This window comes from Priestia sp. FSL P4-0332 (assembly GCF_038005845.1).
In the GTDB taxonomy this organism is placed as follows: Bacteria; Bacillota; Bacilli; order Bacillales; family Bacillaceae_H; genus Priestia.
Map to the genome: position 1 here is coordinate 2,346,319 of NZ_JBBOUA010000001.1, position 14,134 is coordinate 2,360,452.

The window sequence follows — 14,134 nt, forward strand, 5'->3', positions numbered from 1 at the left end:
TGTGAAAATAAATGATAGTTGCATCATACACGGCAGTTTATCTATGTAGATAATCAAATACCTGCTTGTTTATATCTAATTCTCTATAAGTATGCAAAGCAGTTATCGTGTATGATAGAGATGGACGAGGAAAAAATATGAAGCATGAATTTATCATAAGGTACGTTTTGTAAGTAATTGGACAGAAGGAGAAAGTGAACGGAGGTTAAACAGTAGTGAGTGAACAAAATCAACGTCTTTTTGAATATATTTTAGAGAATTCAGCCTCTATCAGTGAAGAATGGCTGCGCCAAAGAAGTAATATTAAAGGATCGATTTACTCAAAGGACGCAGACGCTTCAGTTGAGAAAAAGCTGCGCGAGCAGCATCTTTATACGATCGAAACAATTGCGAGCGGCTTTCTTGACGATCAAGAGATTTTTAAACAACGTATGGTGAAATGGACGACGGAAGTAGTAAACAGCAGAATTAAATTTGATACGCCGATTTACGAGGTAGTAGAAGCGCTAAGCAAAACAAGAAAAATTATTTGGACGTATGTCAAAACATATAGTCTGATACATTCATCTATTACAAAAGAAGATATACTGTCTTGGAGCGAAGTTTATCATACAACATTTGATAAACTCATTAATGAATTCTCCGAACAGTATTATAAAATCACAAGGCAAAAAATAAGTCTTCAGCAAGAGCTAATCGACGAAACGAGTTTTCCTGTCATTCCAATTGTAGATCACATCGCGGTCTTGCCTTTGGTAGGGCTTATTGATGAAATCAAAGGTGATTCTATTATCGAGGTTGTTCCAAAAAGGTGTGCAGAAAAACATATAAGGCATCTAGTCATTGACTTATCGGGTGTAAATTATGTAGATACGTATGTCGCTCACAAATTTTTTGATTTGATTAACATTTTGCAGCTGCTAGGCATCCATGCGATTATGTCAGGAGTGAGTCCTGACATGGCTCAGACAGCTGTTAATGTAGGAATTAGTTTTAATAAAATTGAAACGTTTGGGCATTTAAAACAAGCTCTCTCTTCGCTTGGTGTAAAGAAAAAAGAAGAAGAATAAAGTATAGAAATGCTAGATCAAAACGGAACTGAGACCTTTACTCTCAGTTCCGTTTCTTTTTGTTTGTCTATATTCTATATATGAAATAATATTCTGCTGCATTCAAAATCTTGTAAGCATACCTTACAAACTTCTTTCCACATGGGGACAAATGGAAGATACTAAGAAGCAAATAAACGGCGGTTTTCTATGCCAAACGTCTCGTTTAGCTTAAGAATGGAGGTGTAAAGAGAAGAATAAGAGAAGTACATAATGAGATGGTTAAAGCCTTAGATAAGTACTGTTAAGCCGTTTGATTAAGGAGGAGTTCTATGAAAATAATTTATCTTCTTTGCCTGCTTCCGTTTGTAGGAATATTAGGTTTATTGCCTTTTGTTAACAAAGTGAAGCCGTTTATTTTAGGGATGCCCTTTTTTCTCTTTTGGATTGTTATGTGGGTAATCCTTACGTCTTTTATTATGGGTATTGTGTACAAGCTCGATCCTGCTGTTAAAGGAGGAGATAAATAATGAATACCGCTCTGATTATTATTTTTGGTTTTTTACTTTTAGCTATTTATCTTGGAATTCGAGCTACGCGGGGCAAAAAAATGGATTTAGAACAGTGGAGCGTAGGCGGCAGAGGTTTTGGAACTGTTTTTGTCTTCTTTTTGATGGCGGGTGAAATCTATACTACTTTTACGTTTCTAGGAGGAAGCGCTTGGGCATATGGAAAAGGAGGGCCGGCGTTTTATATTTTAGCCTATATTTCTTTAGCGTACGTGTTAGGGTATTGGATCGGCCCGCAAATATGGCGATATGCGAAGAAACATAAGCTCATGTCTCAGCCGGATTTTTTTGTTTCAAAATACAAAAGCCCGTTTCTAGGCATCGTTGTTTCATGCGCAGGGGTGCTGGCAATTGTTCCTTATATTATTTTACAATTCAAAGGCTTAGGTATTATTGTATCTGAAGCTTCTTATGGCTCTATCTCTTCAACCGCAGCCATTTGGATTGGAGCCATATCACTAACGGTTTACTTAATGATATCAGGCATACATGGTTCCGCGTGGACGGCTATTGTTAAAGATATTATGATTTTTATTGTCGTCTTATTTTTAGGAATATATATGCCGTTTCATTACTACGGAGGCTTACAGCCAATGTTTGAGGCTGTGCATCAAGCAAATCCAACGTTTCTTACTCTTCCCAAGACAGGTCTAAGTATTTCGTGGTTTATTTCTACAGTCATGCTGACCGTATTAGGATTTTACATGTGGCCGCATACGTTTAATGCAACGTATTCAGCTGAAAACGAGAATGTATTTCGAAAGAATTCTATTATAAGTCCTATTTATACGCTAATGCTGCTTTTTGTCTTTTTTGTAGGGTTTACTGCTCTTATGCAGGTACCTGGACTACAAGGCGCAGAAGCGGACTTGTCACTGCTTCGTCTTTCCATTCAAACATTTGACCCGTGGATTGTCGGCTTTATTGGCGCTGCTGGTTTATTAACAGCACTTGTGCCTGGATCGATGCTTTTGATGGCAGCTTCTACGTCACTATCTAAAAACGTTTATGGCGTTCTTGTTCCCTCAGCGACGGGCAAACAAATTTCGATACTGGCTAAATGCTTCGTACCGGTCATTGCGCTTGTTTCAGTCTATTTTACACTTCATGGAGGGAATACGATTGTAACGCTTTTACTAATGGGCTACAGCATTGTGACGCAGCTGTTTCCTGCTTTTATTTTTAGTTTAATGAAAAACAATATCGTGACTAAATACGGGGCGTGTGCAGGTATTGTTGCCGGCATTGCGTCTGTGATGTATATAACGATTACTGAAACAACGCTTGGCACGTTGTTTCCTGCGTTGCCACAAATCATTAAAGATACAAATGTCGGCGTTATTTCTTTATTTATTAATTTAGTTGTATTAATGGTGGTCAGTTTAGCAACGAAAAAAATCGCCGCACAGCCGCATTTTGAAAGCGGGGCAGTAGATGGAAAACAAATTTTGTGAAAATCTTTTTCCAATGGCGTTTTAAGAACATCATGAAGGGTATAAAAGTAGTGCATCACCAAAATGTTCAATATGGCTGCAAGATATAAGCAGCCTTCTCGATAAAATGTAACGATTGCGTTGTTTTTAAACATAGGTAACGAGTGTGAAAAGCAACAAGACGTATGCCACAAGCGGTGTACGTCTTTTCTATGAAAGATATTTACTTAAAAAAGGAGATGATAACATGACATCTGAAAAAGCATTTGAGCAAAAGAAAGATCTTTTAATGAATCAAATTATTGAATCGGGTTACTTTAAAGCAGAAGACGGGAGACATTTGTACGAATTGAATTTAAGTGAACTAGAACAAACGCATCACGATCTTCAAAACCAAAAAATAAGAGAAGTATAATTAAAATCTTCCAGATTATTAGAAATTCAGCTGATTTCGTATATGTGTGTAAACACCAGCTGTTCAGTTTGTTCCTCCGCGGCTTTTTTGCTTGAAAGCAGGCACTTTTCTTTTTCTTCCTGTGCGTTTACAGCCTAGCTGTTTCCAATCATACTCCTCAAACATATAACTCAACACTTAAGAAATATGCGAATAAAAACAAAAAAAGCGCAGCTTCTGCGCTTTTTTTGTTGAGTTAAAAACGAGTGGAGGCCGCTGTTTTTTTAGGTTTGCTCATTGCTTTTTTTAATACTTCAGAAAAATAGGGCTCTCCGCTAGGATTTTGCTGTCTTAGCAAGTCAATGGTTCCTTTCACGTCATCCATAGCTCTGTGAGCGTGCTCTCTCTCGATATTATGATGATCAAGAAGCGTTGTTAGTTTTTTATTAGGAAAGCCGTACTCTTTCCATTTGACAGCACGCATAGAGCAGTGCCATTTTTGGTTGAATAAAGATGGATACCGTTTTAAAAGAAAACTGCGATCGAAAGAAGCATTATGAGCGATGATAGCCGAAACGCTAGTTAACAGCGATTCCACTTTTTTATCGTCTAATGTTTTATTTTTGACCATCTCATTTGTAATTCCCGTTAAGTTTGTAATATACGGAAAAATGGGAGTTGAAGGCATATTAAATTCTTCATATTCTTCTACAATGTCGATTATTTCTCCGGTAGAAGAATCATAAGAAACAACAGCAATAGCTAGTTCGATAATATCGCATGTTTGCGCACTTAATCCCGTTGTTTCAACATCTAAAACGGCTGCTAATTTCACTTGTTCAGTTGACAACTCGTCGCCCTCCCTTTCTATTTATCATTCTATTAGCTTATCATTTTTCAACAGAAAACGTTAGTAAAAAAGATGAGGTAGCACGTACATGGATTTATTTTATACGCCTACGTGGAAAAGGAATTTATTTTTTTAAAGGAGATGACGATATCAAAGGAGAATAGTAATATTTACTCATCTAAATTAAGTCTTCATTGAAAATAATGAAATGAAGGAAGAAGGGGATCGTTATCATGCAATTGCTGTATATGGTACTTTTTCTTGTCTTAATTTTTTGGGGAATTACATCTTTTATTCATTACAGGAATCAAACTATTAAAGTTCGTTTGAACAAACATTATACGAATGCAGTAGAATGGATTGAAGCTGTTAAACAAGAGCTAGAAAAGCAAGGGAAATCCGTGAGTTATGAAGGGGATTTCTTGTTTAAAATTGATGAAAAACCTTATGAAATCGCAGCGCGTAACATGTCTATTTGGAGCATGTCGCTCTATCATATCTTGCTGCAGCGTCAAAAAGAACATTCTTAAATTTACTTGCATACAGAAATTATCACTTCTCCTCTATTGAGAAGTGATTTTTTATCTTTCTGTATCCATAATGGGGAATTTTTTGTTTTTATATAATAGTAATACGGAAAAGATGGTTCTAATTCCCTAAAAAAATACGCTTCATATATTTTTAGTTTCTGTTATCGATTTGGCATAGAATTTGCATATGTAAGAAGGTTTTATCAGACATTTTAATTGTCAGGCAAAGAAAATTAGTTACATACTATAAAACTATTTTACATTATCTACTAGAATTAAAAAATTTTAATAATATAGTAAAATGTAGTTGACCTTCCTAGTTTTAGAATATAAAATAAATCTTGCTAATAGTTTGAAAATTCTAAAATGGAGGGGTTTACTTGAAAAGCTGGAAAAAGATTTTGGGGACATCTTTTCTTGCCACAACTGTTACATTAAGCGGAGTGGGGCCAGTACTTATGAATGGAAGTACTGCTTCAGCTAAAACCGCACAATCGGATGAACTTCCGAGTTCACCAATTGATATGAATACAGTACCGGAAGAAAGATTGGCTAACGCACTGAAAAACCAAGGAGTTATTTCTCAAAGTGCAACACCGCAAGAAGTGAAGAAAGCCGTTACTTCTTACATAAACAAAAAAGATGCACATAAAGAGAGCATGAAGGGACATAAAGCTAGCAAAATTGATTTGAAAGCGAAAGAAATGCAAACAAAACAAAAAGAAAAGTTTCAACGAGGCGAATTTGCTAACATTAAGTCTCAAGGAAACAATTCGGGGAACGGGGTAAACGTTAAACCTGCAGCTCAGGCAAACTATAAAGGACAAGTGAGAAAAGATAAAGTTCTTGTTCTTTTAGTCGAATACGCAGACTTTAAGCATAACAATGTCGTTCAAGAACCTGGTTACATGTATGCAAAAGATTTTAACCGAAATCATTATCAGCAATTAATGTTTGGAAAGAAAGATTTTACGCTATTTAACGGAAAGAAAATTAAAACGTTTAAACAATATTATGAAGAACAGTCTGGAGGTAGTTACACAGTAGATGGAACGGTTTCTGACTGGTTAACTGTACCTGGAAACGCAAAAGAATACGGAGCAGACAACCCAGCGGGAGGAAACGATAATGCGCCTGGATCTAAAGGGCCTCGTAATCTTGTAAAAGAAGCGCTTGCTGCTGCAGCAAAAAGCGGCATTAACCTTTCAGATTATGATCAGTTCGATCAATATGATATCGATGGAGACGGCAACCGCAATGAGCCTGACGGCATAGTGGACCACTTAATGGTCATTCATGCTGGAACTGGGCAAGAAGCAGGTGGAGGTAAATTAGGAAACGATGCTATCTGGTCTCATCGCTCTACTTTGGGACAAGTGTATAAAGTTCCTGGAACAAACATGGCTGCTTATGATTATACAATTGAACCAGAAGACGGAGCAGTTGGCGTTTTTGCTCATGAATTTGGCCATGATTTAGGTTTGCCGGATGAGTATGATACACAGTATACGGGTCAAGGTGAGCCGGTAGGCGTTTGGTCAATTATGAGCGGAGGGAGCTGGGCTGGTGAAGTAGCTGGAACAGAACCGACAAGTTTCTCCCCGCAAAATAAAGAGTTTTTCCAAACAAATATGGGTGGGAACTGGGCAAATATTCAACAAATCGACAGCAAAAACATTACAAAATCGGGCTCTGTGAGCGTGGTTGATCAAAGCGTGACAAAATCTAAACGACCGGGTATTGTGAAGATTAATTTACCTAAAAAAGCTGTTCAAGGGATTAAGCCTGAGTTTGGAAGCAATTATTACTACAGTAAACGCGGAGACGATCTGCATACGACGATGACTACGCCAGAGTTTGATTTAACAGCAGCAAAAACAGCTAAATTCAATTACAAAGCGTTCTATGAAGTAGAGGCAGAATACGATTACTTATATGTAAATGCGATTCTTCCTGACGGTTCAAAAGTTCTGTTAGATACAATTGGTGATAAAGCGAATAATGCAGATAGTTCTGCTGAAACATCTAACGGAAAATGGGAAGATAAAAGTTATGACTTGACGCAGTTTAAAGGTAAAAAAATCAAGCTTCAATTTGAATACGTAACGGACGGTGGACTTGCTCTTCAAGGATTCGCTCTTGATAATGCCAGTTTAGTAGTAGATGGAAAAACGGTATTTACGGACGATGCTGAAGGAGCTCCAAAAGTAACGTTAGATGGATTTGAAAAGACAAACGGCATCAGCTACAAAGATAACTATTATTACCTTGAGTGGAGAAACTATGCAGGCAGTGATAAAGCACTTCAATTCGCGCGCGGTGCAAAATATAATACAGGCATGCTGCTTTGGTACGCAGATGAAAGCTATCTTGATAACTGGGTAGGACAACATCCGGGTGAAGGATTCCTTGGTGTAGTTGATTCACATGCTCATAAAGTTCTTTACTTTAATGTGAATGGTATTAGCACTACAGCAAATTCAAGCCGATATCAAATTGCAGACGCGGCGTTCTCATTTGATAAATCACCTGCTTGGTCATATTCTCATAAAACGTGGGGAACGATTTCATCTAAAGAATCAAATGGCGTTACAAGCTTTAACGACAAAAAATCGTATTTAGATGAAAGAATTAAAGATGCAGGCCGCTTGCTTCCTCAAAACGGATTAAAATTAGACGTAATTGGTGAAGCGAAAGACAATTCAGCTGGTGCTGTATGGATTCATAAGTAAAATTGAATGTATTAAAAAGATCTGAAGAGCGTATTCTTCGGATCTTTTTTTGTATCATAAAATCAAAATAAACTATGAGCTAAATAATCAAAGACGCTAAGCCCGTTTAAAAAATAGAAAAAAGGGAATTTTCAACAGTGAATAATTGTTATTATGTAATGAAATTCATCCATATAATCAATACTAATAGGTAAAGAAAATATTGAAAAGGAGTTCTAACTATGAGCTATCGTATCGAAAGAGATTCAATTGGAGAAATCAAAGTGGCAGAAGATAAACTATGGGGAGCGCAGACGCAAAGAAGTAAAGAAAACTTTCCGATAGGGATTGAAAAAATGCCGATTGAAGTAATACGCGCTTTTGCGGTTTTAAAGAAAAGTGCGGCTATTAGTAATCATAAGTTAGGCAAACTATCAGCAGGGAAATCGGAAGCCATCGTGCAAGCTGCTAACGAAATTATTGAAGGGAAATGGAATGAACATTTCCCTTTAGTAGTATGGCAGACAGGAAGCGGAACGCAATCAAACATGAATGTAAATGAAGTGATTTCCCACCGAGGAAACCAGCTAATAAATGGCGACGAAACGCTTCATCCAAATGATGATGTCAATATGTCACAAAGCTCTAACGATACTTTTCCTACGGCTCTTCATATTGCAGCTGTACTAGAAGTCGAAGATCAATTATTGCCTGCTCTAAAAACATTAAAAGAAACGTTCGCTGCGAAGCAAGAGCAGTTTAAAGATATTATTAAAATAGGCAGAACCCATTTACAAGATGCTACACCGCTAACACTAGGACAAGAAATTAGCGGATGGCATCATATGCTCGAAAAGAATGAAGAAATGATTAAACAAAGCGTAGAGTATATGAAGGAGCTAGCTATTGGCGGTACAGCTGTTGGGACGGGGATAAATGCACATCCCGACTTCGGCGATGAAGTAGCGAAAGAAATCAGCAGCACGCTTGGAAAAACATTTATCTCAGCACCTAATAAATTTCATGCATTAACAAGTCACGATCAAGTGGTTTATGCCCACGGTGCACTCAAAGCCTTAGCAGCTGACTTAATGAAAATCGCCAATGACGTACGCTGGCTGGCAAGCGGTCCTCGTAGCGGACTAGGCGAAATTACGATTCCTGCTAACGAACCAGGAAGTTCTATTATGCCTGGAAAAGTAAATCCAACTCAAAGTGAAGCTCTAACAATGGTTTCTGCACAAGTGCTTGGGAATGACGTGACGATTGGCATTGCGGCTAGTCAAGGAAACTTTGAATTAAATGTATTTAAGCCAGTTATTATTTATAATTTTTTACAATCAGTCAGATTGCTGACAGATTCCATGCAGGCTTTTAACGATAAATGCGCAGTAGGAATTGAACCCAACAAAGAAAAGATTCAGCATAATCTAGAAAATTCTCTTATGCTTGTAACAGCGTTAAATCCGCACATAGGTTATGAAAATGCGGCTAAAATCGCCAAGCTGGCTCATAAAGAAGGAACGACATTAAAAGAAGCAGCGGTCAAAACAGGCCTTCTGACTGAAGAACAATTTGAGCAATGGGTAAATCCTGCTAATATGATTCATCCATCAAAATAAAACAAGAAACCAAGCAGCTCAGAATGCTTGGTTTCTTGTTTTAATAAAATAAACATTGTTCTAAATAAACACATAAAAAGAAACTGCGGATTAAAAGAAATTTTACACTAGCTTGTACTAGATTCAAATACATACGATTAGGGTATTTACATTTTTATAAAGGAGGGATTCAAGTGACGTACGAAGTGAAGTTTTATTTTGGAAATGAAAAATCAATCAGTACATTGGTTGAATCAGAAAATGTAAAAGAGCTTGAGGAATCTATTATTCATACACAAGGATGGTATCGTTATTATGACAAAAAGCACGAAGCTTATTTAGCGATTCAAATGAGCAACGTTTTACACATCGTTATAAAAGAATATCAGGATCCGGAAAAAACAGGGGTTTTGAGAGATTCGTCGTATACATAAGGAAGCTAGCAAAAGAGGTGAAAACTATGCAAAGGCGACATTCAAATAATCCTATTATTCTCGACGTTTCTCATCATCAAGGAATCATTAATTGGAAAGAAATAAAAAACACCTCAGTAAAAGGGGTGTATATAAAGTTAACAGAAGGTGGAACTTTTGTAGACCCTAGATCCTATGAAAATTATATAGGTGCTAAAAATGCAGGCTTGAGAGTAGGGTTTTATCATTATGCTCACTGTACAAATAGCCCGGAGAAAGAAGCTGCTTTTTTTATTGCTCAGCTTGGACAAATGAAACTAGACCTTCCGCCATGTTTGGATTTAGAAGAAGATAAGAAAAAATCCAAAGAATTTGTTTCTCGCTTTGCCGTAAGCTGGCTCGGGCATGTTCACAAAACAACAGGGATTAAGCCTATCGTATATACGAACTATCATTTTGCTAAAACTTTTTTTACAAACGAAATAAGTAAGTATCCTTTGTGGGTAGCAAGATATAGTGCAGCCAACAGACAAGGCGGTATGCAGCACCCTGGTAAGCTAAGTCAGTGGCAGCGATGGGCAATGTTTCAGTATACGGATTCTGGCAGAGTAAAAGGAATTTCTACAAATGTGGATATAAATGAAATGGACTACTCATTTTTTAAAGAAGTTACAACAAATCTCTCTATGACGAATAATACAAAAGGACCCTTTGTGTATTCCAAAGGTGATAGAGGGTTAGGAGTCAAACAAATTCAGCAAAACTTACTTGCGCTAGGTTTTTCTCTTCCGAAGTTTGGAGCAGACGGTTTCTATGGAGATGAATTAATCGCTGCAGTGAAAAAATTCCAGAATCGGTATGGCCTTTTTTCAGATGGGATAGCAGGAGCGGACACACTGCCGCGTCTTGTTAAAGAAGTGAATAATCTGAATAATCTGGTTTAAGAGATTACCTGATAGGGAAAAGTCACTGTAAGATTCAAAAAGGTACAAGGAAGGAGCTATTATGAGAAAACGAAAACAAAAAGCATTGATATCAGGTATTACATTATCCACGGTAGGAGTCGGCATTACGTCTTATATATTAAGCGATGCTGCGAAACGACGAAAAGTAAAAGGACTTGTTCGAAGTGCCAAAGTAAAACTTTCAAGTTTATCTAAAAAACAGCAGGTAAATGCTACCTTGAATAAAGATGCTCATTCAGATCCTACGTACGTTTCTGAAAGCAATATGATTTCAGAAGGACCTATGTATCAAGACCAACATAGATAATAAAAAACTAGTCTTGCCTCGGGCGAGACTAGTTTTTTTATTAATTTTATAAATAGCAGCGCTTATTCATGTTACACTCTCTATATAAGGGAATTATTTTACGCATATTTACAAGTAAAGGAGGAATAGAAGGAGTGGTTAGTAGCGGATTGTTTGTTAACTTATGTATTTTTTCGTTTTTTGTCAGTATTATGATTGCGATACGAATATTTTTGTTACAGCGTCTAGCCCATAAATACAAATGGATGAGTGGTATTTATGCAAGTATTGTTTCTGCTATTCTTATGGTGTATAGCGTTACGTATCAACAGATTACATATGATTTACGTTTTCTTCCTCTTATTTTGACCGTTCTATACTTTGGTTATAGAGCCGGTGCAGTTGCAGGTATCACTATGGCTGTGTGCAGTATCTATTTAGAAAGTCATTGGTTACTGACTATCTTAATTTTAATTTTTACCTTTTTGTTTTCCCTTCCTCTTATTCGATATAAAAAGCAGTTTTCTTTATTAAAACAATCTCTTCTTTGTTTCTTTCTTCATTTTATCGTTCATGTCTTATTGACAAATTACTTCTGGAATACACCTATTCAGTCGCCGTTTTATAGCGAAATAGAATATTTAGTGTTCGGAATTCTCGGACTGGGAGTAGCCGTAGCGACGATAGAATTTTATCGTAAATTTTACGCTGTAGCAGAAGAAGCTGCTTATGCTGGATCAGATTCATGTAAGGATGAAGAAGATTCTTTTTTTGTCAGAATAATGAAAAAAGAACTAGAATATACGAAAGAACAGTTGGAGTCTTTTATTAATCATCACATGGATGCGGTTATTATAACTGATTTAGAAGGGCAAATCTTGCGAGTTAATGAGGCCTATGAAAAAGTATATGGATGGAAATCCCATGAAGTCATTGGGAAAAAATATTACGATATAGCAGGAGCTTTTAGTAAGGATGTACATGAGAATATAAAAAAGACTGTTGCTGAAAAAGAGGCAATCAATCGAGTAGAAGTTGTCAGAGCTCGTAAAGATGGAAGTTTGGTAGACCTTCGCATCACCATTTCTCCAATTTTTAATGGGAAAGATGAGTTGGTAGGTTTGTCTGGAGTATGTGTGGATATATCTGAAGCTAAAAAAGCTAAACAAGAGCTTGATTTGCTGCATCGTAAGCTTAAGGAAAGTGAGTTAAAGTACCGCACGTTATTTGAATATGCAAACGACGCGATTTATTTACTTGAAATAGGTTCGGATCATTTCCCTGCCCGTTTTGTTGAAGTAAACGAAGCTGGATGTAAACGCTTTGGATATACGAGAGAAGAGCTTTTATCCACGCCTTGTCACGGTATTATACCTAGAGATTCTGACATTGTTCAAAAAACAGTCGAAGAAATTCGTAACGGAAATCTTTCTTTTACGCTGCAATCACAGTTTACATTTAAGTCTGGCGAAATAAAAAAACTAGAATATAGTGGGAAGTTGTTCAATATAGAAAACAAAAAAGTGCTTCTTATTGTTTCAAGAGACAGGACAGAGTACTTAAAAACAGAAGAGCTGCTGCAGAAATCTGAGAAATTAGCAGCGGTCGGGCAGCTTGCTACAGCTATTGCTCATGAAATTAGAAATCCTTTAACGGCCATCAAAGGGTTTATGCAGTTATTAACTGAAAAAGCGAGTAAAGAAGAGTTAACCTATATGAACATTATATCCTCTGAAATTGAGCGTATTGAAATGATTACAGATGAATTCATGTCTGTGGCAAAACCACAGGCCGTAACATTTCAGTCGATTGATTTGCAGCTGTTAATTCAACAAGTGATTTTATTGCTGCAGCCTCAAGCAACCATGAAAAACATCTTTATTGAACTTAACTCATATGGAGAAATGCCTTTTGTATATTGTGAAAGCAATCAAATGAAACAGGTGTTTATAAATATTCTTAAGAATGCGATTGAAGCAATGCCTTCCGGAGGAGAAATTAAAGTTGAGCTGAGAAAAAAGGACAACAATCATATTCATATTCAAATTATTGATGAAGGTGTAGGAATTTCAAAAGAACGCATCAAACATTTAGGTGAACCATTTTACAGTATTAAAGAAGACGGAATCGGGTTAGGATTAATGATCTGCTTTAATATTATCCAACAGCATAAAGGAACTCTTAGTATTGAAAGTGAAGTAAACAAAGGGACGAGTGTGGAAATTTGTTTACCGTTAGATTAAAAGGTAATCAGTTAAAGGAAGAAGAAATTTTGCAACAAGTTGTTTAGTAAAGTTATAATATTCTATGTTGAAGTAAAATAAGCAAAGGAGTGGTTACGATTAAACAGAAAAAGTGGATTAACATATTTCGTATTCTGTATATTATTTTTGCTATTATTGCGATTGGAGCATCTTTTGGAGACTATTCTTTTGGGCTTAATAATCCCCGCATAGTCAGTTTAACGGCTCTCATTTTGGCGGTTATCTGTATTGTTCCGTATTACATACTTCGCTTTAAAGAACAAGCTTCTAAAAGTAAATAAGTTAATATTTGTTATCTTAAAAGAGGCTGGGACAAAAGTATTTTAGTTGAAGGAAGATCCGAACGATTCATCGTTCGGATTTTTTTATTTTTATGGTGAACATGGGTTTAATTCAGCTGGTTGTTTCTAGCGGTTGATTGGAGTAATTTCGTTATGTCTCAATCTCTTTTTTATCGTAATAATTTATCGTAATAAAAGGGCGATAAATGGGCTAACATTTTTCCTAGCCTGTACATATGCTATAGAGTAAACAGGCTACGGAGGTGAAGTCAAATGGGATTTTGTAACTGGGGTTACGGCGGTGGTTATGGCTACGGCGGTTACGGCGGCTACGGTAATTACGGTGGCGGTTTTGCATTAATCGTTGTACTATTTGTTTTATTAGTTATCGTTGGTTGTACATGTTTCAAATAAAAAAAGCACGAATCTGCAAAGAATTTAGTAGATTCGTGCTTTTTTATATGGGTAAAACCTTAGTACTATAATGAAATAATGTCGTGAACATACATAAAAAACATATAAAAAATTTAATTAATAGATTAAAAAAATAAAAAATGAATAGGAACAGTAGATTTAAGTCTTAAAAATGGGCTAGAATTTATAATTTTCCTTATAAGTAATTTTTGTAAAATGCTTCAGAGAGTTGATAGTAAGAGCCAATAGCACTAACTAGGCTACTAGTTTTTATCACCTGCCCAGAAGAATTATTTCACTTGTATGAAAATCAACATAAATGATTTTCATATAGTTTAAATAGGTAAAAAAGACTTATTGTAAAGATTTATTTT

At 36.3% G+C, this 14,134-nt stretch carries 14 protein-coding genes; 13 read left to right on the forward strand and 1 reads right to left on the reverse strand.

Annotation, left to right across the window (positions count from 1 at the left end):
- Nucleotides 1-215 precede the first annotated feature (215 nt).
- From MKY06_RS11850 to MKY06_RS11865, 4 genes are all read left to right on the forward strand, one after another.
- Nucleotides 216-1,070: an STAS domain-containing protein gene (locus MKY06_RS11850; protein WP_029321717.1), complete on the forward strand. Its 855-nt coding sequence runs from the start codon at nt 216-218 to the stop codon at nt 1,068-1,070.
- 311 nt (nt 1,071-1,381) lie between these two features.
- On the forward strand, nt 1,382-1,579 hold the full coding sequence (locus MKY06_RS11855) for a DUF3311 domain-containing protein (protein ID WP_029321718.1): 198 nt from the start codon (nt 1,382-1,384) through the stop codon (nt 1,577-1,579).
- Entirely contained in the window at nt 1,579-3,072 is a 1,494-nt protein-coding gene (locus MKY06_RS11860; RefSeq protein ID WP_029321721.1) for a sodium:solute symporter family protein, read from the forward strand. Before MKY06_RS11855 ends, MKY06_RS11860 begins: the two co-directional genes overlap by 1 nt.
- 226 nt (nt 3,073-3,298) lie before the next feature.
- Nucleotides 3,299-3,466, forward strand: coding sequence for a Fur-regulated basic protein FbpA (locus MKY06_RS11865; protein WP_013057013.1), 168 nt, complete (start codon nt 3,299-3,301; stop codon nt 3,464-3,466).
- 235 nt (nt 3,467-3,701) lie between these two features.
- On the opposite strand, the gene MKY06_RS11870 is transcribed toward MKY06_RS11865, so the two are convergent.
- A complete protein-coding gene (locus MKY06_RS11870) occupies nt 3,702-4,295 on the reverse strand; it encodes an exonuclease domain-containing protein (RefSeq protein WP_013057015.1) in 594 nt (197 codons plus the stop codon).
- Nucleotides 4,296-4,528: 233 nt separating this feature from the next.
- On the opposite strand from MKY06_RS11870, the gene MKY06_RS11875 reads away from it, so the two are divergent.
- From MKY06_RS11875 to MKY06_RS11915, 9 genes are all read left to right on the forward strand, one after another.
- A complete protein-coding gene (locus MKY06_RS11875; protein WP_013057017.1) occupies nt 4,529-4,825 on the forward strand; it encodes a hypothetical protein in 297 nt (98 codons plus the stop codon).
- 380 nt (nt 4,826-5,205) lie between these two features.
- Nucleotides 5,206-7,557, forward strand: a complete 2,352-nt coding sequence (locus tag MKY06_RS11880) for an immune inhibitor A domain-containing protein (RefSeq protein WP_098757270.1) — start codon at nt 5,206-5,208, stop codon at nt 7,555-7,557.
- 221 nt (nt 7,558-7,778) lie between these two features.
- Nucleotides 7,779-9,158, forward strand: coding sequence for a class II fumarate hydratase (fumC, locus tag MKY06_RS11885; protein ID WP_029321725.1), 1,380 nt, complete (start codon nt 7,779-7,781; stop codon nt 9,156-9,158).
- 173 nt (nt 9,159-9,331) lie between these two features.
- Nucleotides 9,332-9,571 (forward strand): hypothetical protein, encoded by a 240-nt coding sequence (locus MKY06_RS11890; RefSeq protein WP_013057019.1) that lies wholly within the window; start codon nt 9,332-9,334, stop codon nt 9,569-9,571.
- Nucleotides 9,572-9,597: 26 nt separating this feature from the next.
- Nucleotides 9,598-10,494, forward strand: coding sequence for a GH25 family lysozyme (locus MKY06_RS11895; protein ID WP_064471673.1), 897 nt, complete (start codon nt 9,598-9,600; stop codon nt 10,492-10,494).
- Nucleotides 10,495-10,555: 61 nt separating this feature from the next.
- Complete coding sequence (locus tag MKY06_RS11900) at nt 10,556-10,822, forward strand: hypothetical protein (protein ID WP_013057021.1); 267 nt, start codon at nt 10,556-10,558, stop codon at nt 10,820-10,822.
- Between the two features lie 134 nt (nt 10,823-10,956).
- Entirely contained in the window at nt 10,957-13,044 is a 2,088-nt protein-coding gene (locus MKY06_RS11905; protein ID WP_097812463.1) for a PAS domain S-box protein, read from the forward strand.
- Nucleotides 13,045-13,133: 89 nt separating this feature from the next.
- Entirely contained in the window at nt 13,134-13,346 is a 213-nt protein-coding gene (locus tag MKY06_RS11910; RefSeq protein ID WP_013057022.1) for a hypothetical protein, read from the forward strand.
- Between the two features lie 273 nt (nt 13,347-13,619).
- Entirely contained in the window at nt 13,620-13,760 is a 141-nt protein-coding gene (locus tag MKY06_RS11915; RefSeq protein WP_013057023.1) for a YjcZ family sporulation protein, read from the forward strand.
- The last annotated feature ends 374 nt before the right edge of the window (nt 13,761-14,134 follow it).